The sequence below is a fragment of the Deinococcus frigens DSM 12807 genome, assembly GCF_000701425.1.
GTDB classification, from domain to species: Bacteria; Deinococcota; Deinococci; order Deinococcales; family Deinococcaceae; genus Deinococcus; species Deinococcus frigens.
In genome coordinates this window covers 24,280-46,027 of sequence record NZ_JNIW01000005.1, presented here as the reverse complement: position 1 = coordinate 46,027, position 21,748 = coordinate 24,280, and the positions used below count along the sequence as shown (strand labels likewise).

Sequence of the window (21,748 nt, the reverse complement as noted above, 5' to 3'; positions counted from 1 at the left end):
CGGTGAAAGGGAGGATGCTTTTGAGTGGTTTTCAGGGGTGGGTCCCACGGTTTAACCCCTCCGCCCCTTCGGGGCACCTCCCCTTAGAAACGCTCGATGCGCAATAGGTTTAAGGCAGGGCGAGCAAGTCCAAATGGCTTTCTAAAGGCCGCCCCCAAGCGGCATTCAGACGAAGCAGCAGGTGGTAGGCCGCCACTTTGGCGCTCAGCCGTACCCACCACCCCAACATGTCCTTACTACGGGGCCGATTGACGGCAAACAACCCGGGAGGGAGACGAGGTGATCGCCGAGGGCAAGGCGCGGTGGAATGAAGAATCCTTTTTCAAGGAAGGCAAGCATCAGTTCGGCTTGGCGCAGTTCGCACTGCGAACTGCTGTAGGGCTGGACCGCTGGATCCTGCTGGTCTTCCTGGCCTGGACGCCCTGAATCCTCCATCGGCAGGACGGGCTGACTCTGGAGGAATGTGCGTTCCTGGCGCTGGTCACGGTGCTGCCTCACCTGCATCTCAACCGACTGCTGCACCTGTTCTCGAAAAACGCTGAATTCCTGCACCAGCACGGCTGTTCACTCCGCTCTACAAGGTGCAACTCCTGAGTTTCAGCATCAAGAATTGGGGTCACAAACTGTTCTTGCACTTGCGAAGACCGTCCGTTGTTCCGTCACTCTCATTGCGCATCAAGCGTATTCAGGGGAGCGTTGCGGCAGTGTTCCAGATATTTTTCAGGGCCGCCCTATGCCTTCAGCACCCGCTCGGTTTTGTCCCGTTGCGCCGCGGGCACGGCGGCCAGTTCCTGGGCGGTGGTTAGGTCACAGAGCGGCTGAACGTCCGAGGGCAGGTACACGGAACTGCACCGCCGGCACCTGCGCCAGCGCCTGAAAACTGAGTGTGGCCCCAATCCCTATGAACAGCAGGGTCTTCATCACTTGCGGCAGGGTACGCACCTCACCCAGTTCGCGGGCGATGGCCGCCGGGCTGCCCAAGTCGCGCAGGGCGGCGGTGATGGCGTCCACTTCGTTCAAGCCCAGCAGGCGGTAGCGGCACATCTTGTCCTCAATCGCGCCGATTAACTCAGCCTGGGAGTCGCGTTTCTTCTGGCCCCATAACCCTCGGGTGGCCTGGTTCAGGAAGCGTTGGATGGCCGTCATCAGTTCCCCCCTGGTCTGGGCGTGAGGTGAAGCTGCGAGGCTGGAATCTGTGCGAGGGAGACTTGACGCAGATCAGCAGCGTTGAGACGGTAGACCATCACCGCATTCTCCTTGCGGGCGGTAGCCGCATCCAGTTCCTTGAGGGTGGTTACCAGCCGGGGTGCGGGTGTGACGGTCTGGAAAGCGATGGGAATGGTGCCGTCCATGCGTTCGCGCACCATCAGCCACTCTGCGCTGTTGTCCTTGAGGCGCTCGAAGTTCTGGATGACCGCGAAGAGTTCCCCGTCCTGACCGGGGACCGACAGGTGCGGCGCTGAGGGCTGGGGCAAGCCGCCATCTATCCCATACGCCATTTCTGCTGGGCGGGGCAGATTCAGTTCCCCGAGGCCGCGCAAGATCACACCCGCCACCACGTTGGTTCTGAGCAGTGGAGCGCGCGCTGTCCCCAGTTGCAGCTTCGCCTGGCCCACCTGTAACACTGGATTGCGGGCACCGCTGAGCCGCAGGGGCTGCGTGGTCGCAAAGGTCAGGAACCCGATCAGGTCGCCCGTGCTGATGTAGCGCTCGCCGCCAATGTCCGTGGTCTGGTACAGCGGGCCAGGGGCATCGTGGTTTGTTCCTGTATAAAGGATCAGGGGCGTCGTTGAAGTGGCTGAGGTGGAGTCCGCCTGGATCCCCAGATCAATGCCCCCGATTTTCAACGCGGCCAGGACGTCACTCACCTTCAGCAGTGGACTACCCACGGTAGGCAGTTCCCCACCCCGGCACCGCCGAAGGAAAGCCTGCGCGCCGCCGTAACGGGCGAGCTGCTGGCGGTACTGCTCCTGAATGGCGGGCGTGACGGTGAGCAGTTCGGCAGGCGTGGCGACACGGCAGACTGTGTTGATGTAGCTGGGTGTGTAGGCGGTCTGGATGGGCTGGACCTGCGCCACCGCCTGCAAGCTCAGCAGACCAGTGAGGCCCAGCAGCAACGTTATCCGCGCGATCTGCGGCCCGGTGTGGATGCGGTTGAGGTCACGGGCAATCGTGGCAGGACTGCCCAGGTCACGTAGCGCCGTGCGTTCGGCTTCAGCTTCACCAAGCCCGCTCAGGCGGTAGCGGTAGATCTTGTCTTCAACTGCGCCGCGTAGCTCTGCCTGGGCGTCGCGCTTCTTCTGGCCCCACAGTCCACGGGTGGCGCGCATCAGGTAGCGGTCAACCCCCTTCATATGCTGCCACCAATCACGCCGCGCACAGCATGGGCGAAGCGTTCGTACTTCTCGCGCTGCTCGCGCAGTTCGGTTCGCCCTGTGGGGGTCAGGGTATAGACCTTGACCGGACTGCCGCCGCGTGGAAGCTGCTGAAACTCGCCCGCGATCCATCCGGCCTTTTCCAATCGGTGCAGGGCCGGGTACAGCGTGCCCTCGCGCAGGTTAAAAAAGCCGTCGGTGGCGGCCTGCACGTCGGCGATAATCTGGCCGCCGTACCGTGGGCTGTCCTCCAATGTGGCGAGCAGCAGCAGATCGAGGTGCCCTTTGAGTTGCTGGGGGTTCATCGTGGGGGTGTTCATTCAACCTCCTGGCACATCGGGTAGGGGAGACGACATAGTTTTCCGATGTAAGATGAGCTTAGCGTCAGCGACATCGGAATGCAAGGTCCGCGAATTGGCCAGCTTAAACTTCGGCCAGAACCTCGAAGCTCCACGCCTTCACGCCGTCTGGCACCCCGAGTTCTGGCACCTCCGTGGCCCAGCGGCTCGCCACCAAGTACAGCCCCGGTTGCCCCGGACTGCCCAGCAACTCCGCGCTCAGGAAACCGGAGTGGGCGGGCAGACTAGCCAGGAAGCCGCGCAGCAGGGTCTCGGCCCAGTCTCCCCGCGCCTCGGCGTAATGGACTTTCTTGCTCAACTCGTCCCTCCCTTTCTAGTACAGGCCCAGCGGATCGCGCGGGTTCCAGCGCAGGTAAGTGCCGAAATGCAGGTGCGGCCCGGTGCTGCGGCCCGTATTGCCCACGCGGCCTATCGCCTGGCCCCGGTTCACCAGTTCTCCCTTGCTGATCAGGTTGGCGCTCAGGTGGGCGTAGCGGGTGATCCAGCCGTCCGGATGTTCGATCACCACGGTCCAGCCCCAGCCGCGGTCGAAGTCAGGCCGCGATTCCAGCACCCGCCCGCTCCTGGCCGCCCGCACCGGTGTTCCCAGCGGGGCCACGATGTCCACGCCGTAATGCATCTCTTCCGTGCCTTCCAGCGTGCGCTCGCCGTAGCCGCTGCTGATGGTCTGATACCCGTTGAGCGGCCACAGCCACCCGCCCGCGCGGTTGGACGTGCTGGCGGTGCGGACGGTGGCGGCGGGAGTGCGGGTTGAGGTGCCCGACACCCTGCGGGATGGGACCTTGACCACTGCGCCCACCTGAACCGGTTTGCCGCCCGCGTACCCTGGATTGGCCCGGAGGAGTTGCGCCAGCGAGACGCTGTACCGCTTGGCAATCAGGCTCAGGTTGTCGCCCGGGCGCACCCGGTACTGGGTGGCCGCGCCGGGCCGTGCCGGAAGGGTCAGCAGCCAGCCTGCCTGCACGGCGGTTTTGCCCCGCAGTTTCGGATTGGCCGCCTGCACCTGTTGCACGCTCAGGCCCGCCCGGGCCGCGATCTGGCCCAGGGTGTCGCCGGGTCTGACCCGGTACGAGGTGGCGGCCCCCGCCCAGCCACTGAATATCAGGCCGCACAGCATCAACGGACACAGCGCGGCGTAGAGCAGATTCTTCACGTTCCAGAGCATACCCGCTGGTATTCAGTTTCCATGAGACCGGATTGGGTCCGGTGGCCTGGCGTTACCCTGTGCGCTATGAGTGGTCCGCGCCCTGCCTACGCCCCCCCGGACGGATATTCTCGGCTCCGGCTGACCGTGGCCTGGGACGGTGCGGCCTACGCCGGGTGGCAGTCGCAGCCCACAGCCCCCAGCGTCCAGGACACCTTGCAGGCAGCTTTCCTGCGCCTGATGCCGGAGGTCTTCCGGCCCGTTGCCGCCGGGCGCACCGACGCGGGCGTTCACGCCGAGGCCATGCCGGTGCATGTGGACGTTCCCGCCGACTTTCAGGTGCCTCTGCCCCGGCTGGCGCGCGCGCTGAATGCCCATCTGCCCTCCCCGCTGGCGGTGCAGGACGTGGAGGCGGCCCCGCCGGGTTTCCACGCGCGCTTCTCCTGCACCGAGCGGCGGTACGTGTACCGGCTGCTGTGCGCGCCGCAGCGGCATCCGCTGTGGACAGGCCGCGCCCTGCATGTACCGGGCACACTCGACGCCGGGGCCATGAATGCCGCCGCCGCCCGGCTGACCGGCACCCACGACTTCGCCGCCTTTGCCACCCAGGAGGACCGCCAGACCGTGCGGGAGCTGCGCGGCCTGACGGTCCAGCCGGGCAACACGGTCTGGGAGATCCACGTCGCGGGCGAGAGCTTTCTGCGCCATATGGTGCGCGGTCTGGTGGGCACGCTGCTGCTGGTCGGCGCGGGCCGCATGGAGGTAGGGGAGGTAGCCGGAATCCTCGCCTCCCGCCAGCGGGCGCAGGCGGGGGCGAATGTTCCGGCCCACGGCCTGTATTTCAGCGGGGCCAGTTACGGCAGTGAGGGTCTGGGCTGAGAGACACGGAACGGTGTGACCTCAACTCAGCCCAACGCCGACTCTAGCCCCGCCAGCACCACGTACCGTTCCTCGTGGTAGGGCATCCCCCGCGTGCCAGCGTGCGCGTTCCAGGTTTCGCGGCTGGCCGTCTCGCCCATACATTCGCAGCGGGTCTGCCAGTCGGTCCAGGTCGGCACCCACGCCCGGACGGACACGCGCCACTCGCCCAATAAGGCCCAGCCCACTCCTCCCAGTCGCTCTGGCACGCCAGGCACATCCAGACGTGGCCCCACATACACGAAGCGGGCATCCGGCGCGGCCACGGCGTTCAGATGATTGATGACCGAAGTCGGCCCCCGGCGCGACACGATCAGATCGAAGGGGCCGCGCAGTTCCTGCGGCACCTCACCCTTGCCGTCCCACAGGTGAAACTCGGCGGCTGGGGCATTGTCTTGGGCCAGGGCCAGCAGCTCTGGCTGTCGGTCATAGGCCGCCCACTGCGCGCACCCACTGCCGAAGCGCGCCGCATCGGGGCCGTGGCCGCAGCCCGCCTCCAGCACGCGGGTTTCCGGGCGCAGGTGTTCCAGCACCAGCGCGTCGAATGTCAGTTCCGGGTCCGGGCCGTCCAGCACGCGGGTCCATGGGTGACGGTAGCCGCCCAGCTCACGGGCCAGGCGGGCGTACCACGCGCGGGAATGGGGCGGGTCAGTCAGGGCGTGTTCCTCGCAAACAAAAGGATACGAAGAGGCGCGGACGAATACAATCTTCCGCGCCTGGGCATGTTTTTACGGAGAGTCTTCTCGTTCAAGCCTCTTCCTCGGCCCCCCCGCTGCCCAGGATGGCGCGGTATTCCTCGATCTGTCCAGTTTGCGGACCCTCGCCAAGTTCACGGGCAATTTTCTCGATGGCCAGCCGCACGACCTCGCTCTTGCTGATCAGGCGTTCGGGACTGGACAGCTCGTAGGCGGTGCGCGTCAGCAGGGCGTCCTGCTCGTCGCTGATGACCACCTGCAAGCGTTTACGTTCCTTTTTGGGCATGCCTCTCCTGGTGCGGGCCGCGCGGGTGTGCCCTCTGGGCTGATGAGGCCGGGCTACGGCAGAGCGTGAGCCGAGCGTAGCACGGGGGGACACTCACCTCAACATCATGCTCACGAGATGAAGAAAGCCATGTCGCAATTTGAGGATACCTAACCTTTGAGAGTAGACGTACAGTGAGCATCATGTGTAACATGCACCTGTGGACGCCGATTTGGTGAACGTTCTTGTGAGCGTCTAGACTGTTCTGGTTTGTTTCCACCTGACCTTCCCAACCGTTTCCAAGAGGACTGAATGCCATGCAATTAACCCCGCTGCACATCAAGGGTGGCCGCGCGCTCGGCGGCGAAATTAACGTTCAACACAGCAAGAACGCTGCCCTGCCGGTGATCGTCGCCACGCTGCTGAGCCGTGAACCGGTGACGCTGCACGGCATTCCGCGCCTGAGCGACGTCTTTACCATCCTGGACCTGATGGCGCACCTGGGGACGCAGCACAAGTGGATGGGCGACAACAGCCTGGAACTGTACACCCCTGAGATTCTGAATACCGACGCGCCCTACGCGCTGGTCAGCAAGATGCGCGCCAGCTTTATCGTGATGGGCGCAATTCTGGCCCGCACCGGGCAGGCCACCGTCAGCATGCCGGGCGGCTGCGCCTGGGGACCGCGTCCGGTCGATCAGCACGTCAAGGCGTTCCGCGCGCTGGGCGTGACCCTGACCGAGGACGGCGGCAACTTTGATGCGCGGTGCGGGGGCAGCCTCAGCGGCCAGTTTACCTTCGAGTTGCTGACTGTGGGCGGCACCCACAACGCCATCCTGGCCGCCGTGCTGGGGGACGGCGTGGTGGTGCTGGACAACGCCAGCATCGACACCGACGTGGTGGACATGATCGAGTTCCTGAACTCGCTGGGCGCGAACATTACGGGTGCGGGGACCAACACCATCACGGTGCGCGGCGTGCCCGCCCTGCGCGGCGGTTCATACACGGTCATCCCGGACCGCATCGAGGCCGGAACCTTCATGATGCTGGCCGCCGCCAACCGCTGCAAGCTGCGGGTGCGGAACGTGCGCCCCGATCACCTGCGCGCCGTGACCGCCAAATTGCAGGAAATGGGCGTGGTGATCACCGAGGACGGCAACACCCTGCTCGTGGACGCCACCGGAGCGGAGTTGAAGCCGGTCAACGTGACCACCCAGAGCTTTCCCGGTTTTCCCACCGATCTGCAACCGCAGATGAGCGCCCTGTTGGCCACCGTACCCGGCACCAGCGTGGTGCAGGACCCGGTGTACCCGGACCGCCTGACCCATGTGGCTGAGTTGCACCGTATGGGCGCGAACATTACCGTCAGCGGCTATACCCAGGTCATCCAGGGCGCAAAGCTACACGCCGCGCCGGTCAAGGCCGCTGATCTGCGCGCCGGGGCCTCTTTGTTCATCGCGGCCCTGACCACCGAGGGCGAAACGGTCATCGAGGGCGTGCAGTATCTGAACCGGGGCTATGAGCGCCTGGCCGAGCGTCTGCGCGGCATTGGGGCGAGCGTGCAGCAGCACGATCTCGCTTTAGCGATGGATTGAGGAGATAGATCAAAAACGCGCCTGCCTCCGGTTGCGAGGCGGACGCGTCCTTGATGGCCATACGATGTCCAGCGATCACTGTTTTCCCTTTGCGGCGGGGGCGCACTATCCTAGCCGTCAACCAAAACAGCATGGATTCACCGCCAATCCCACCTCAAGCCTGCGCCCCGCCCGGCATGATGGTCCCAGGAACCACGCCCAGCCGCCGTAACGCCTCGTTCCAGCGGTCCGGCGCCGGAATGTTCCACAGCAACTCTGGGGTGTCCTGCTCCACCCACACCCACGCGCCTGCCCGCGCCTCCCCCGCGAGTTGCCCGGCGCCCCAGCCCGCGTAGCCCAGGACCAGCATGTATGTTTGCCCGCTTTCCATCACGGCGCGCAGCACGTCCAGGCTGCTGGAGACATTCAGGCCGGGAACCAGACTGATCTCGCCGTCCAGTTCCAGCGCGTCCGGGTACAGGCACCAGCCCAGCGTGGGGTCTACCGGGCCTCCCAGCCACGCGGGGGCGGCCTGGCCCTCTGCACCGGCCAGTAACTCGGAGACGGGCTGAGGCGTTGGGGCATTGACGATCAGACCCATTGCGCCCTTCGAATCGTGTTCCAGGAGCAGGATCACCGTGCCGCCGAAGACCTCGCCGTGCAGGTGGGGACTAGCAACCAGGAATGTCAGTGGCCCGCTCATCGCGCCGCACAGCATAGCGGGCATGCGGAGACATGGAAAGACCCCCACCGCAGCAGGGGTCCGTGTTGATTGGGGAGAATTACGCGCTGGCACCCGCGCCGCGCCGCGCCGGACGGCGTTTGCCAGCCGGGGTGGCCGCCTCGTCTCCGCGCGGGGTTTCCAGAGCTTTCAGACCGCCCACCAGAGCCACGTCCAGCACCTGATCCACCGTTTCGGCGGGGTGGAAGCGCATGCTGGAGCGCAGGTGGGTGGGAATGTCGCGCAGGTCCGGTTCGTTGGCCTTGGGCATGATGATGTGCTTGATGCCCGCACGCCGCGCGCCCAGCACCTTTTCCTTCAGGCCGCCGATGGGCAGATAGCGCCCGGTCAGGGTCATCTCGCCGGTCATGGCGACGTCGTGGCGGGCGGGGATGCCGGTCAGGGCGCTGATCAGGCTGGTGACCATCGCGCCGCCCGCGCTGGGGCCTTCCTTGGGAATCGCTCCGGCGGGAACGTGAACGTGGATCTCGCTGTCCTCAATCCGGGCGCGGTCGATGTGGAAGCGTTCGGCGTTGCTCTTGATATAGGTCAGGGCGGCGCGGGCCGACTCCTTCATCACGTCGCCGAGCTGTCCGGTCAGGACCAGCCCCTTGCCGGGCATGATCGAGGTTTCCACGAATAGGATGTCGCCGCCGACGGGCGTGTAGAACATCCCGGTGGACACACCCACCATGTCCTCGCGGTTCTCGGTTTCGGGGGTGTGGCGGGCCTGGCCCAGGTAGCGCTCCAGCTCCTTATCGGTCACCTTGACGCGCTTGACGTCGCCGGTGGCAATCCGGCGGGCCACCTTGCGGGCCACCGTGCCGATCTCGCGTTCCAGATTGCGGACCCCGGCCTCACGGGTGTAGTGGCTGATCAGCCGTTCCAGCGCCGCATCTGTAAAGCTGATCTGGTTGGGCTTCAGGCCGTTCTGCGTCAGTTGGCGCGGCATCAGGTAGCGCTTGGCAATTTCCAACTTCTCCTGCTCGATGTAGCTGGAAAAGTCGATCACTTCCATGCGGTCCATCAGCGCGGCGGGAATCTGCTCGGGGTAGTTGGCGGTGGCAATGAACATCACCTCGCTCAGGTCAAAGGCCACGCCCATGTAGTGATCGGTGAAGTTCTGGTTCTGCGCGGGGTCCAGCACCTCCAGCAGCGCCGCACTCGGATCGCCTTGGTACGAGCTGCCCAGCTTGTCCACCTCGTCCAGCAGAATCACCGGGTTCTTGGTTCCGGCGGTCCGCAGGCCCTGGATCAGGCGGCCCGGCATCGCGCCGATGTAAGTGCGGCGGTGGCCGCGAATGTCGGACTCGTCGCGTGCGCCGCCCAGCGCAATCCGCACGTACTTGCGTCCCAGCGCCTTGGCGATGCTCTGCGCGATGCTGGTTTTCCCGACGCCGGGAGGGCCAGTGAAGACCAGGATCGGTCCCTTGTTGACGTCCTCGGCGCTCAGCTCGCCGCGTTCGGCGCGTTCCTTACGCAGACGGCGCACGGCCAGGAATTCCAGCACGCGGTCCTTGACCTTTTCCAGACCGTAGTGGTCCTCGTCCAGCACCTGCGCGGCTTCCTCGACTTCCAGGCGGTCCTCGCTGCGGATGTTCCACGGCAGCTCGGTGACCCAGGTCAGGTAGGTGCGGATCACGGACGCTTCGGCGGCGTCGGGATGCATGCGGGCCAGACGGTTGACCTCGCGGTCGATTTCCTTTTTCACGTCGGGCTTCAGTTCCAGCGCGTCGATCTTGGTGCGGAAGACCTCGGCCTCGTCGCCCTCCTCGCCGTCCTCACCACCCTGGAGTTCCTTCTGGATCACCTTCATCTGCTCGCGCAGGTAGTACTCGCGCTGGTTCTTGTCGATCTCGTCCTTGACCTGCGCGCGAATCTTGGCCTGCACCGCCTGCACTTCCTGCTCGGTGTCCAGCAGCGTCAGCAGCGTGCGAATCCGGGCGGTCAGGCGCACGGCTTCCAGCAGGCGCTGCTTGTCTTCCAGGCGGAAATCCAGATTAAAGGCGATGTGATCGGCCATCTCGCCCACGTCGTCCTTGCCGTTGATGGTCTGCACGCTCTCGCTGCTGATCTTGCCGTTGCCTGCGATCACCTCAAAGCGTTCGCGCAGCTCGCGGCTCAGCGCCTGCAATTCCACTGCCTCGTCGTCCGGCACGGGCAGCTCGGTGATGCTAGCGCGCAGATAATCGCCCTCGGTGTACTTGCCCACCTTGACACGGGCCACGGCGCTGACCAGCATCTGCACGGTGCCGTCGGGATTCTTGCGGACGCGCAGCACGTTGCAGGCGGTGCCGACGTCGTACAGGTCCGCGCCCTTGGGATCGTCCACGTCCTTGTCCTTCTGGGACACGATCAGGATGACCTTCTCGGCGTTCATGGCGGCCTCGATGGCATTGATGGAGATGGAGCGGCTGGCGTCGATATGTTGCACCATCGTCGGGTAGATCACGCTGCCGCGCACCGGGCAGACGGGGACAATTTTGGGAAGGGTCAGTGCGGTGCTGGTGGGAGGGGTGCTGGTGTCGGTGGGCATGCGGAACTCCTTTGGCCCTTGCAGGTCGGTGGAAAGAGGAGGTTTCCGATGGCATATACTGCTGGTGCTGCCAGGAAACTTGAGTGCAAGTATATCAAGTTTAAGAAGTCAAGGCAAGTGCTTTCTGAATCTGAGCCATCTGGCCTGCCGCGCGTGTGTTGCTCCCAGAGCCTACCCCCGGAGGGGTGACCCGTGCCTTATGCAGGCTGACCGGAGCTTAACGCGGCTGGGGGTCTGGCGCAGGTGGCACCTTGCTGTTGTACCTGCTCGGTGGGCTGTGTTTCCGTCGCAGTTGATGCCGTCTTGCGCCTAAGCTGGGGTATGCCTAAAGTCCGTTTCATCATTCCTGGGTTGCCGCCCGGCACGCCACAAGGCGTCCTCTTCCTGACGGGCGACCACCGGGGCTGGAGCAACGATCCGGCGGGCTGGACCTTTACCGGGCGCGAACTGGCAGCCGAGTTGCCGGCAGGCTCATTGCTGGGTGTCAAGGTCCGGGTCTTGCATGACGGGCAGACCAGCGAGGAGGGCGATGTGTGGGGAGGCCGCGCCCCTGCCCACAAGGTCATTGTCCAGGATGAGATGGATCTTCAGCTCAATTTCGACGGCTGGCAGGACGCCAGAAAGGGGAGCGGGCGGCCCTCCACTTCGGCCCCGCCGCGCGAGGAGCTAACGCTGGCGGCTCCCTGGGGTGAGCAACCCGTGCGGTTGTGGTGGCCCGACTCGCCCAAGCGGCCCTTGCCGCTGCTGATCATGCACGACGGCCAGAACGTGTTCGACGAGGCCGCCACCTTCGCCGGACAGAGTTGGAATGTCGTTCAGGCTGCTCAGGCCCTGGCCAATGAGGGTCAGCCCTGCCTGATCGCCGCCCTGAGCGTGAACGACGAGCGCAGCCGCCGTTACGTCCCCTTCCCATTCGAGCTGAACAGCTTCAATCCGGGCGCAGACGAGTATCTGGACTGGATTTTGGGGACGCTCAAGCCCGCCCTCCGTGAACGCTTCGGCCCGGTGGAGGCGGCGCAGACGGCGTTGGCCGGATCGTCCTTCGGCGGCCTCGTAACGCTGTACGGCGGCCTGCGCGCTCCCACCGAGTTCGGCACGCTGGGCGTGTTCAGTCCGGCCATCTTCCCCGCCGACTTCGAGCTGCTGCGCTGGATGAAGGACCGCCCCGCCCCGCAGACCCGTGTCTGGTTGGATATGGGCGATCACGAGGCTGATTCCCTCCAGGGCGCGGCAGAAGTGGTTGAACTGACCCACGCCCTGGCCCGGCAACTCCAACTAAAGATGCGTGAGGTTCACGTCACCATCGGTGCGGACCACTGGCATGATGAGGCCGCGTGGGCCGCGCGTTTTCCAGCCTTTCTGCGCTGGTGGCTAAGAGGGTTATCGCCCCTGACCTGACAAATGCTACAGGCTGTCCACCGCGTCCGTGAGGCCCTGATCGCCCGCCACCACCTCGAAGGTCTTGCCCGCCGTGGACGGATCGCCCAGGCACGCGAGGACAATGCTCGCCACATCGTCGCGCGGAATGCTGCCGCCGCCCACCTGCGCGCCCACCGTGACCTTGCCGCCGCCGAGTTCATCGGTCAGGCCGCCCGGGCGCACGATGGTCCAGTCCAGGCCACTGTTCTGCACATGGCCGTCTGAATCCGCCTTGACGCGCAGGACCTGTTGCAAGAAGGACGGCATCTGCTCCGGGCGGTCCACGCCCATGCTGCTGACCACCACGAAGCGCTTCGGCCCGCGCTCGGCCAATGTGTCCGCCACGCGTCTCAGGGCCTCGCCGTCGATGGCCTGGTAGTCGCCGTCCGCTCCGCCTCCCGCCGCCCAGACCACCGCGTCTGCGCCGTCCAGCACGCCCTGCCAGTCGCCTTCCAGATCGCCCATCACCGGTTTTGCGCCGTAGAGGGACATCATGTCGGCCTGCTCGTCACGGCGCACCAGGGCCGCCACCTGATGTCCTGCCTTGACAGCCTGCGCTACCACCCGGCGGCCCAAACCGCCCGCCGCACCGATCACTGCGATCTTCATGGCCCAAGGCTAAAGCGGGTGCGGGAAAAGTAAAGGGCCAGCCTCCTTAACCTGGGCGTATCCTGCCCTCATGAGCGACGCTGCCCGCCCCGAATCTTCCGGCTCCGTACCGCTCCGCGACTCCACGCTGAGACCTGCCACGCCGAAATCTGCCACGACAGGGCCTGCCGCGCCGGAACCTGCGCCGCCCCAGGTCGATCAACGGGTATACCGCGCCGTGATCGCGCTGACCTACCTGCCGGTTGTGTGCAGCGGCATGCATCTGGAGGTCCACGGACGCGAACATGTGCCGCCGCCCGGCACGCCGCTGGTGATCGCGGCCAACCACCGGGAAAACCTCGATCCCTTCATGGTGGCCCGCGCCCTGCCGCCTGGACGCTTCGTGCAATTCATGGCCAAAAAGGAGCTGTTCGTTTCGGTGATCGGCTGGATCATCAGCACGGGCGGCAGCTTTCCCATTGACCGCTCCGGCAACGATCTGGGGGCCGTGCGCATGGCGGTGCGAATTCTCAAGAACAACGGCACGGTGGGCATTTTCCCGCAAGGAACGCGCGGTGGCCCAGCCCTACAGGGCGGCGTGGCATTAATCGCCGCCAAGGCCCGCGCCCCGATCCTGCCCGCCGGGATATGCCGTGAGGGACGTCGCTGGATCGTGCGCTTCGGGCCGCCCATCGAGGCGCAGGGCGGCATCAAGAACGTCACGGCGGAACTGGGCGAGCGGCTGCTGGAGCTGGCGCATCCGGTGGGGGAGAGGGTTTAGAAGGGCGGGTAATCAACTCGTTTTTTCTCCTAACTGTGCGGTAGCTCCCTCTCCCACAAGGCTAGAGGGGCCATTAACCCGGGTTTGCTCCCGCTTCGTGCTTGTCCCGCACCTGCCCCCGCAGCACATGCTTCAGCACTTTGCCGCTGGCAGTTTTGGGCAGTTCGGGCACCACTACAACGCGGCTGGGCAGGGCGTAGTGGGGCAGATGCGGGGCACAGAAGCTCCGCAGTTCCTCACCGCGCACGCCCGCGCCCGCATGAAGCGTGACGAAGGCGACGGCACAGACCTCATCCGCCCGGTCATGTCCGGCCACCACCACCGCATCGCGGACGCTGGGATGGCGGTACAGCACAGCCTCCACCTGAGCGCTGGACACGCTCTGACCGCCAATGGTCAGCAGGTCGCCCGCACGGTCCAGGATATCCACCCGTCCGTCAGGATGAACCACCGCCAGGTCTCCGGTATGCAGCCAGCCGCCCTCCAGCGCGCGGCGGGTGGCGGCGCGATTCTTGTAATAGCCCTTCATCACCTGATTGCCGCGAATAACGATCTCGCCGGGCGTGAAGCCGTCAGGCGGCACGGGCTGGCCATCCTCTGCCACCACGCGCACCTGACCGCCGAACACCATCGGGTGTCCCTGCGGCGAGGACAGAGCATCGGCGGCGTCTTGGGCCTCGTTCACAGTCATCACGGCGTTCGTCTCGGTCAGGCCGTAGCCGTGCAGCAGCTCGAAGCCCTGCGCGCGCAACCGCTCCAGCAACTGCGGCGGCGGGCGCGTTCCGGCCACCAGCAGCCGCACCGGGCGCGGCAGGGTCAGCGGGGCTGCGGAATCTGCCAGCGGCGTCAGGATCGCGGGCGAGGCGAACAGGTGTGTGATCCCGCCTGTCAGCAGCGCCTCACGAAGCTCGCGCGGTTCATCGCTGCGGGTCATCACATGCGTTCCGCCCGCCGCCGTGACCGCCCACGCGCTGCCCCAGCCGTTGCCGTGCGCCAGCGGCAGGGCGTGCAGGTACACGCTGCCGGGCCGCAGATTCAGGTGGTACAGCAGGTTCGACAGGTTGATATAAGCGTTGCGGTGCGTGACCATCACGCCTTTCGGATCGCTCGTCGTGCCGCTGGTGTAATTGATACTGATGGGCGAATCCTCGTCCAGTGCGGCGGGAAGTTCGAGCGGGGCGGGGGAGACGGCGCTCAGCCTCATGTTCAGATCGGAGGCGTCGCCGATTTCGATAACGGGGATTTTGAGTTCGGCCAGCTTTTTGCCGACACGTGCCAGGCAGCCCGTGTCCACCAGTGCCACCACCGGGTCGGCGTGGCCTGCCAGAAAGCGCAGTTCCTCGTCACCGAAGGCTGGATTCAGCGGCACGATCACGCCTCCGGCCAGCGGCACGGCGCAAAAGGCCAGCAGCGCGTCGGGCGTGTTGGGCGAGATCAGCAGCGCATGAGCGCCCGGCGTCGAACCCGTTTCACGCAGCCCTGTTGCATGCAGCCCTGTTTCATGCAGCAACGAGATCAGGCGGGCGGTCCGGTCCGCCAGGTTCGCATAGCTTAGCGTCATGTCGCCAGCCTGAATGACTGGACGTGCTCCAAAGATCTTCAGTGCGCGCAGGACGGGTTCGAGCGGGGTCAGTGGCGTTTTCACGGTGGGGCCTCTGGCAGCAGGAAAGGGCGGTGCAGGTCAGCTCAGTTTGAAGATGACCTGTCCCCACATTTCACTATTGGTCTAGACAGATCGTCTCTCAACTCTCATTTAATGGTTGAATGTCTAGACAGATGCCAACAACCAGGCCGCTCTGAGCCGCCATAATCACTGCACCAACAACTCCTGTCTCGATCCACCCTGACCGTTCTGTCAGACGCCGTTCTCGATTCCCCTGCGTGAGGTGTCATGTCTCAAGTTCAGTCTCCCCAGCTTGAAGTTCAGGGCGTTACGCTGACGTTCGGTGGCCTGAATGCGTTGACCGACGTGAGCCTGAGCGTGCCGCAGGGCGAGATCGTGAGCATCATCGGTCCAAACGGGGCGGGGAAGACCAGCCTGCTCAATTGCATCAGCGGGTTTTACCACTCCACACGCGGGCGCATCACTTTCGGCGGCCATGACCTGAGCCGCGCCGCGCCCAACGTGGTCACCGGTTACGGCATCGCCCGCGCCTTTCAGAATCTAGAGCTGTTCCGGGGCCTGAGCGTGGTGGAAAACCTGCTGCTGGCCCGGCACACGCATCTGCGCTACAGCCTGCTCGACAGCCTCGCCTTTTACGGACGTGCCAGCCGTCAGGAAGCCGAGAACCGCGCCTATGTCGAGCGCGTCATCGACTTCATGGAGCTGGAGCAGCACCGCGCGCACCCCGTCGGCACGCTGGCCTACGGCATCCAGAAGCGGGTGGAGGTGGCCCGCGCCCTGACCCTCGCGCCCAAATTGCTGCTGCTGGACGAGCCAATGGCGGGCATGAACGTGGAGGAAAAAGAGGACATGGTGCGCTTTATCCTCGACATCCAGCGCGAGCAGGGCATCACCATCGTCCTGATCGAACACGATATGGGCGTGGTCATGGACATCAGTGACCGCGTGTACGTGCTGGATTTTGGCCAGTTGATCGCCGGGGGGCGGCCCGCAGAGGTCAGCGCCGATCCGCGCGTGATCGAGGCCTACACGGGTGTGGCGGAAGAACAGCAGGCGGTGGGCGCATGACCCCCTACGACGTGGGCGACGTGACCACCCTGACCATCCCCCAACTCCTCGCAAAACGCGCGGCCCAGACGCCGAAGGCCGTCGCTCTGCGCCACAAGGAATACGGCATCTGGAACGAGACGACATACGCGGAATACCTGGCACGGGCGCGCGAGGTGGCCGCCGGGCTGCACGCGCTGGGCATCGTGCGCGGCGAGAAAGTCGCCGTGCTGGCCGACAATATTCCGGCCTGGGTGTTCATGGAAATCGGCGTGCAGGCGCTGGGGGCCGTCAGCGTGGGCATGTATCAGAGCAGTTCGTCCGAGGAAGCCCGCTACGTGCTGGACTACACCGACGCCGTGCTGGTGCTGGCCGAGGACGAGGAGCAGGTGGACAAGCTGCTGGACCACCGCGCCAGCCTCCCCCACATCCGTAAGGTGATTTACGAGGACCCGCGCGGTATGAGCAAGCACGCGGGCGACGACTGGTTCATGTCCTTCGATGAGCTGCTGAAACTCGGACAGGCGGAGGCGGCCACCGTCTTTGACCGCGAGGCTGCGCTGGGGAAGCCCGATGACGTGTGCCACTTCAGCCTCACTTCCGGCACCACGGGGAATCCGAAGGCGGCCATGCTGTCGCACCGCAATCTGCTGTACATGGGCCAGGCGCTGGGCGAGGTGGACCCGCTCAGTCCCGGCGACGATTACCTGTCCTTCCTGCCGATGGCCTGGATCGGCGAGCAGATGATGACGGTGGCCGTGGCGTTGGCGAACGCGGTGACGGTCAACTTCCCCGAAAGTAATGAGACGGCCATGCATGATCTGGTGGAGATCGGCCCGCATTTCATGTTCGCCCCGCCGCGCGTCTGGGAGGGCATTCAGAGCAGCATGTTCATTCGGATGCAGGAGAGTTACGGCCCCAACCGGGCGCTGTACCGCAAGCTGCTGGCCTGGAGTACCGACGCTGCTGACGCCAGCCTGAGCGGGAAAAAGGCGGGCGGCGCGACGGCCTTCAAGCGCTGGCTGGCGTACTGGGGCCTGACCCGTCCGCTGCTGGACGGACTGGGCTTTCTGCGCCTGAAACGCGCGTACACCGGCGGTGCGGCGCTGGGACCGGACGTGTTCCGCTTCTACCACGGCCTGGGCGTGAACCTGAAGCAGATCTACGGCCAGACCGAAAACATCGGCATCGCGTATGTCCACCGCGACGGCGACGTGCGTTTCGACACCGTGGGCAAGATTCTTCCTGGCGGCGAGGTCCGCATCACCGACGAGGGCGAGATCATCAGCCGCAGTCCCGCCGTCGTCGTGGGCTATTACAAGCGCGACGACGCCAGCGCCGAGACCATTCGTGACGGCTGGCTGCACAGCGGCGACGCTGGACGCCTGACCCCCGACGGCCACCTTCAGGTCATTGACCGCCTGAGCGACGTGATGAACACGGCGGGCGGCGAGACCTTCAGTCCGCAGTTCATCGAGAACCGCCTGAAATTCAGCCCGTACATCAAGGAGGCGGTGGCCTTTGGCGACGGAGAAACGCAGGTCACGGCCTTTCTAAATGTCGATCCAATGACCGCCGGGCAGTGGGCCGAGAAACGCCAGATTGCCTACAGCACCTACATGGACTTGAGCAGCAGGCCGGAGCTGGCCGAACTGATCCTGAAGGAGGTTCAGGAGGCCAACACCCGCCTGGAACCCCACGAACGAATCGCCCGTTTCGTGCTGCTGTACAAGCTGCTGGACGCCGACGACGACGAATTGACCCGCACCGGCAAAGTGAGGCGCAAACTGATCCGCGAGAAGTACGCCCCCATTGTCGCGGCCCTCTACGACGGTTCCGAACAGGTGCGGGTGGAGGCCACGTTCAAATACCAGGATGGGCAGACGCAGCGCGTGGAGACCGATGTGGTGGTTCACCGGGTTCCGGGAATGGAAGTGGAACTGCCGCGCGGTGGAGTGGCGGCGGTGCGGGTGGGGGCATGAGGGTTTTGGACAGTGTTCAGGGGTGGCTCCCACGAAAACCCCTCAGTCTGCTTCGCAGCCAGCTCCCCTTAAAGGGAGCCGGGAAGCGCGACTGGCCGGGCAATTCCGCTTCCCCTTGCCTCCTTTTTAAAGGGAGGTTCCCCGCAGGGGGGGAGGGGTCAAACCGTGGGAGCCACCCCTGCATCCCGGTTGAAACATCCTCGCCCTCCACCCCAACATTCACCCCCCAAAGGAGGTCTGAGTGGACCTATTGCCGCAACTGCTGATCGCGGGCGTTGTGATCGGCAGCGTCTATGCCCTGGCCGCGCTGGGTTTCGTGCTGATCTACAAATCCAGCCGGGTGATCAACTTCGCTCACGGGCAGATCATCGCCACCGGGGCGTTTATCGCGTTTGCGCTGACGCAGAAGGGCGTCAACTTCTGGCTGGCCGGGCTGATCGCCATGCTCGCTACCTTCCTGCTGGGCATGCTGATCGAGCGGGTGTTTCTGCGGCGGATGGTGGGCGAGCCGATTATCGCCGTCATCATGGTCACGATTGGCCTGAGCAGCGTGATTGACGGTCTGATTCACCTGACGCCCTACGGCGCGGGAACCTTCGGCTTCGAGCGCCCCGCGCTGCTGACCGGTCAGGGCATCGAGCTGTTCGGCCTGCCCCTCTCCAAAACCCAGATCGCGGGCGTGCTGATGGCGCTGGGCCTGCTGGGCGGCTTCACCTACTTTTTTAACAAGAGCACCCTGGGCATCACCATGCGCGCCGTGGCCGATGACCAGATGGCGGCCATGAGCGTCGGCACCAGCGTAGAACGCGTGTTCGCTCTGGCCTGGGCGGCGGCAGGCCTGACGGCGGCGGCGGCGGGCGTGATCCTGGGTCTGATGAGCGGCCTGACACTGGGCGGTCTGGCTGGCATTGGCCTCAAGGTCTTTCCGGTGGTGATCCTGGGAGGCCTGGACAGCGTGGTGGGCGCAATCGTGGGCGGCATGCTGATCGGCATTCTGGAAAACCTCTCGGCGGGCTATCTGGACGGCATCGTGCCGGGGGGCGGCACCCGCGAGGTCTTCCCCTTCATCATCCTGATCATCGTGTTGCTGATCCGGCCTTATGGATTGTTCGGGACGAAGGAGATCGAGCGTGTGTAGGCGCTGCGCGCCGGCTAAAGGCTTACGGTCTAACCGTCTAACCGCTGGACGTGGGCTGACGGTCACGCAATCTCAAGATCTGGTTTTTGCCTTTAGACGGTTTGACAGTTTGACGGTTGGACCCGCACGGAGCGTGCGCTGATGCCCGCCTCCCGCTTCACCCAGACGGGCAACTACCGCACCAAGTATCAGCAGGACCAGACCATCTTTGCCACCTATGCGGAGCAACTGAGCCTGATCGTTTTAATCGGTCTGCTGTTGCTGCTGCCGCTGATCCTGCCCAAGACCATGCTGCGCGACGTGAATATGATCATGATCTACGCGGTGGCGGTGATCGGACTGAACATCACCACCGGGTATACCGGACTGATCAACATCGGACAGGCGGCGTTTATGGGTGTGGGGGCGTATGCCACGGCGCTGGCGGCCACCCGGCTCAACCTGCCGTTCTTCCTCGCCATTCCGATTGGTGGGCTGGCGGGGGCGCTCGTCGGTACGTTCGTGGGGCTGCCCAGCCTGCGCCTCAAGTACCTGTATCTGGCGGTGGCCACCCTGGCCTTCCAGATTATTTTCGAGTGGGGCGTGGGGCATACGCCGCTGCTGGCGCAGGGCGGCGCGATCAGTCTGCCGCAGGTGCAGGTGCTCGGGGTCAAGGCCACCTTCTTCAACCACAACTTTGTCTGGTATTACCTGATTCTTCCCGTGCTGGTGGTCATGGGACTGCTGTGGCGCAATGTGCTGCGAACCAAGCATGGGAGATCGCTGATCGCCGTGCGGGACAATGACCGGGCCGCCGCCGCGATGGGCATCAACCCCGGCACCGCCAAGATCATGGCCTTTATGATCGGCTCGTTCTACGCCGGAATCGCGGGCGGTCTGTTCGCCTACTTCCAGAAGGCCGTGGTGATCGAGGATTACGGCCTGCACATCTCCATCCAACTGCTGGCAATGGCCATTGTCGGCGGCCTGGGCAGCCTGCCGGGATCGTTCCTGGGGCCGCTGTTCATCGTGGCGTTGGACCGGATCGTGGGCAGCGGCAGCCAGTGGCTCGGCTCTCTCAACATCTTCCCGGCGGGCGTGGACGCCGCCACCGCGCTGCGCCCGCTGTCCTTCGGCCTCGCCATCGTGCTGTTCCTGATGTTCGAGCCGCGCGGTCTGGCGAACTGGTGGCGATTATCGCGGCTTTATTTCAAGAAGTGGCCGTACAAGTTCTAGCGGTCCCGTGAGTGCAACGGAATGAACGCCCTCGCCTTCCAACTTCAACGCCACTGCCCACCCCTATCCGCCCTCTCACCTTTTGGAGGTTCCACCCATGAAGAAGACCCTGATCCTGTCCGCCCTTGTCTCCCTCTCCTTCGCCGCCGCACAGAAAACAGTGACGTTGCCGTGGTCCGGGGCTATCACCGGGCCGACGAGCGACGCCGGGGCCAGCTACGCGGCGGGTGTGGAGGATTATTGCAAATACGCCAATTCGCAGAAGATGCTGCCGGGCATCACCCTGAACTGCGTGATCCGTGATGACCAGTACAACAACGCCAACACGCAGCGCAATTTCGAGGATTTTGTGGCCAATCTGAACGCCCCGGTGTTCCTGGGTTACGCGACGGGCGGCGCGCTGCAACTCAAGAGCGTGATTCAGGAGACCAAGATTCCCACGCTGACGGCCAGCTACCACATCGGCATCATCGACGCGCCGGACAACACCTACACCTTTTTGCCGGTCAGCAGCTACTCCGAGAACATCGTGGCGCTGCTGGAATACGTCGCCAAGAAGGAGCGCGGCGCAAAGGTGGCGCTGGTGGTCAATCCCAGCCCTTTCGGGCGTGACCCGGTGGTGGACGCGCGCAAGGCTGCCGAGAGATTGGGCCTCAAGATCACCGATGTGCAGGAAGTCGGCGGCAATAACCTGGACAACACTGCCCTGCTCAAGCGGCTGGAAGCGCAGGGCGCGAAATACATCATCAACCAGAACACCGCCGGGCCGGTGGCCAACATCCTCAAGGACGCCAAGCGGCTGGGCCTGCTGGGCAAGATGCAGTTCATGGGCGCGCATTACACCGGCGGCGAGGACCTGACCAAGCTGGCCGGAGACGCCGCCAAGGACTTCATCTGGGCCACCAGTTATTACCTGTACGACGAGGCAACCCAGCCCGGCATCATCCTGGCCAAGAAGATCGGCGCGCAGTTTAAGCGCGCCGCAGATACCATCCGCAGCGTGCATTACACCAGCGGCATGATGGCGTCGGCCATCGCCATTGAGGCCATGAAACGTGCCGGGGCCAACCCGGACGCCGCCGGGGTCTACAAGGGGCTGATCAGCATGAACGGCAGCCGCGCCTTCAATCCCGGTTTTGCCGTCGGCCCCGTGACCTTCAGCGCCAGGGACCACATCGGCGCGGAAAGCCTGCGCCTGCTGCAAGCCGACGCCACGGGGAACTTCAAGGCGATTACGGGAGCGCAGCGGAGTGCCATGTTCCAGCTCGTTCACCCGATGAAGTAAGTGGGCGGAAGGGATGACCTGGGCAACTTGCCAAGTGGACGGTCTGCCCGGTGGTCTCCTTACCCCGCTGCCGACGCAGCGC

At 64.7% G+C, this 21,748-nt stretch carries 20 protein-coding genes and 1 pseudogene; 10 read left to right on the top strand and 11 right to left on the bottom strand.

Annotated elements, in window-relative coordinates:
* Positions 1-270: 270 nt before the first annotated feature.
* Positions 271-594 (top strand): annotated as a pseudogene (locus Q322_RS24375) (IS701 family transposase); the annotation flags it as partial.
* 213 nt (positions 595-807) lie between these two features.
* Here the strand turns inward: Q322_RS24375 and Q322_RS0103050 are convergent.
* The 5 genes from Q322_RS0103050 to Q322_RS0103030 form a co-directional block, all read right to left on the bottom strand.
* A complete protein-coding gene (locus tag Q322_RS0103050) occupies positions 808-1,146 on the bottom strand; it encodes a permease prefix domain 1-containing protein (protein WP_029475821.1) in 339 nt (112 codons plus the stop codon).
* Positions 1,146-2,354 carry a permease prefix domain 1-containing protein gene (locus Q322_RS0103045; protein ID WP_029475819.1) on the bottom strand — a complete coding sequence of 403 codons (1,209 nt, stop codon included), beginning with the start codon at positions 2,352-2,354 and terminating at the stop codon, positions 1,146-1,148. Before Q322_RS0103045 ends, Q322_RS0103050 begins: the two co-directional genes overlap by 1 nt.
* Positions 2,351-2,695 (bottom strand): PadR family transcriptional regulator, encoded by a 345-nt coding sequence (locus Q322_RS0103040; protein ID WP_415831100.1) that lies wholly within the window; start codon positions 2,693-2,695, stop codon positions 2,351-2,353. Before Q322_RS0103040 ends, Q322_RS0103045 begins: the two co-directional genes overlap by 4 nt.
* A gap of 103 nt (positions 2,696-2,798) precedes the next feature.
* Positions 2,799-3,032: an antibiotic biosynthesis monooxygenase family protein gene (locus Q322_RS0103035; RefSeq protein WP_029475815.1), complete on the bottom strand. Its 234-nt coding sequence runs from the start codon at positions 3,030-3,032 to the stop codon at positions 2,799-2,801.
* 15 nt (positions 3,033-3,047) lie between these two features.
* Complete coding sequence (locus Q322_RS0103030) at positions 3,048-3,887, bottom strand: M23 family metallopeptidase (protein ID WP_245593116.1); 840 nt, start codon at positions 3,885-3,887, stop codon at positions 3,048-3,050.
* 78 nt (positions 3,888-3,965) lie between these two features.
* On the opposite strand from Q322_RS0103030, the gene truA reads away from it, so the two are divergent.
* Positions 3,966-4,757, top strand: a complete 792-nt coding sequence (gene truA, locus Q322_RS0103025; RefSeq protein ID WP_029475811.1) for a tRNA pseudouridine(38-40) synthase TruA — start codon at positions 3,966-3,968, stop codon at positions 4,755-4,757.
* A gap of 26 nt (positions 4,758-4,783) precedes the next feature.
* Here the strand turns inward: truA and Q322_RS0103020 are convergent, their stop codons facing one another.
* Together Q322_RS0103020 and Q322_RS0103015 are read right to left on the bottom strand one after the other, a co-directional pair.
* Positions 4,784-5,371: a class I SAM-dependent methyltransferase gene (locus tag Q322_RS0103020; protein ID WP_245593115.1), complete on the bottom strand. Its 588-nt coding sequence runs from the start codon at positions 5,369-5,371 to the stop codon at positions 4,784-4,786.
* A 172-nt stretch (positions 5,372-5,543) separates the two neighbouring features.
* The gene (locus Q322_RS0103015; RefSeq protein ID WP_029475807.1) at positions 5,544-5,777 is read right to left on the bottom strand and encodes a hypothetical protein; all 234 of its coding nucleotides are present in this window, start codon (positions 5,775-5,777) and stop codon (positions 5,544-5,546) included.
* A 296-nt stretch (positions 5,778-6,073) separates the two neighbouring features.
* Between Q322_RS0103015 and murA the strand changes: the two genes are divergently transcribed.
* A complete protein-coding gene (murA, locus tag Q322_RS0103010; RefSeq protein WP_029475805.1) occupies positions 6,074-7,351 on the top strand; it encodes a UDP-N-acetylglucosamine 1-carboxyvinyltransferase in 1,278 nt (425 codons plus the stop codon).
* Positions 7,352-7,505: 154 nt separating this feature from the next.
* On the opposite strand, the gene Q322_RS0103005 is transcribed toward murA, so the two are convergent.
* Both Q322_RS0103005 and lon read right to left on the bottom strand, forming a co-directional pair.
* The gene (locus Q322_RS0103005) at positions 7,506-8,033 is read right to left on the bottom strand and encodes a YqgE/AlgH family protein (protein ID WP_029475803.1); all 528 of its coding nucleotides are present in this window, start codon (positions 8,031-8,033) and stop codon (positions 7,506-7,508) included.
* Between the two features lie 79 nt (positions 8,034-8,112).
* A complete protein-coding gene (gene lon / locus Q322_RS0103000) occupies positions 8,113-10,587 on the bottom strand; it encodes an endopeptidase La (protein ID WP_029475801.1) in 2,475 nt (824 codons plus the stop codon).
* Between the two features lie 321 nt (positions 10,588-10,908).
* On the opposite strand from lon, the gene Q322_RS0102995 reads away from it, so the two are divergent.
* A complete protein-coding gene (locus Q322_RS0102995; RefSeq protein ID WP_029475799.1) occupies positions 10,909-11,985 on the top strand; it encodes an alpha/beta hydrolase in 1,077 nt (358 codons plus the stop codon).
* Positions 11,986-11,991: 6 nt separating this feature from the next.
* On the opposite strand, the gene Q322_RS0102990 is transcribed toward Q322_RS0102995, so the two are convergent.
* Entirely contained in the window at positions 11,992-12,615 is a 624-nt protein-coding gene (locus tag Q322_RS0102990; RefSeq protein ID WP_029475797.1) for an SDR family oxidoreductase, read from the bottom strand.
* Between the two features lie 70 nt (positions 12,616-12,685).
* Here Q322_RS0102990 and Q322_RS0102985 point away from each other — a divergent pair, with 70 nt between their 5' ends.
* The gene (locus tag Q322_RS0102985; protein ID WP_084147753.1) at positions 12,686-13,375 is read left to right on the top strand and encodes a lysophospholipid acyltransferase family protein; all 690 of its coding nucleotides are present in this window, start codon (positions 12,686-12,688) and stop codon (positions 13,373-13,375) included.
* Positions 13,376-13,448: 73 nt separating this feature from the next.
* Here the strand turns inward: Q322_RS0102985 and Q322_RS0102980 are convergent, their stop codons facing one another.
* Positions 13,449-15,020, bottom strand: coding sequence for an AMP-binding protein (locus Q322_RS0102980; RefSeq protein WP_029475794.1), 1,572 nt, complete (start codon positions 15,018-15,020; stop codon positions 13,449-13,451).
* A 246-nt stretch (positions 15,021-15,266) separates the two neighbouring features.
* On the opposite strand from Q322_RS0102980, the gene Q322_RS0102975 reads away from it, so the two are divergent.
* From Q322_RS0102975 to Q322_RS0102955, 5 genes are all read left to right on the top strand, one after another.
* Positions 15,267-16,067 carry an ABC transporter ATP-binding protein gene (locus Q322_RS0102975; protein ID WP_029475792.1) on the top strand — a complete coding sequence of 267 codons (801 nt, stop codon included), beginning with the start codon at positions 15,267-15,269 and terminating at the stop codon, positions 16,065-16,067.
* A complete protein-coding gene (locus Q322_RS0102970) occupies positions 16,064-18,028 on the top strand; it encodes an AMP-binding protein (RefSeq protein WP_029475790.1) in 1,965 nt (654 codons plus the stop codon). The genes Q322_RS0102975 and Q322_RS0102970 overlap by 4 nt, the downstream gene beginning before the upstream one ends.
* Positions 18,029-18,269: 241 nt before the next feature.
* Entirely contained in the window at positions 18,270-19,166 is an 897-nt protein-coding gene (locus Q322_RS0102965; protein ID WP_029475788.1) for a branched-chain amino acid ABC transporter permease, read from the top strand.
* 141 nt (positions 19,167-19,307) lie between these two features.
* Positions 19,308-20,381, top strand: coding sequence for a branched-chain amino acid ABC transporter permease (locus Q322_RS0102960; protein ID WP_029475786.1), 1,074 nt, complete (start codon positions 19,308-19,310; stop codon positions 20,379-20,381).
* Positions 20,382-20,478: 97 nt separating this feature from the next.
* The gene (locus Q322_RS0102955) at positions 20,479-21,666 is read left to right on the top strand and encodes an ABC transporter substrate-binding protein (RefSeq protein ID WP_029475785.1); all 1,188 of its coding nucleotides are present in this window, start codon (positions 20,479-20,481) and stop codon (positions 21,664-21,666) included.
* The last annotated feature ends 82 nt before the right edge of the window (positions 21,667-21,748 follow it).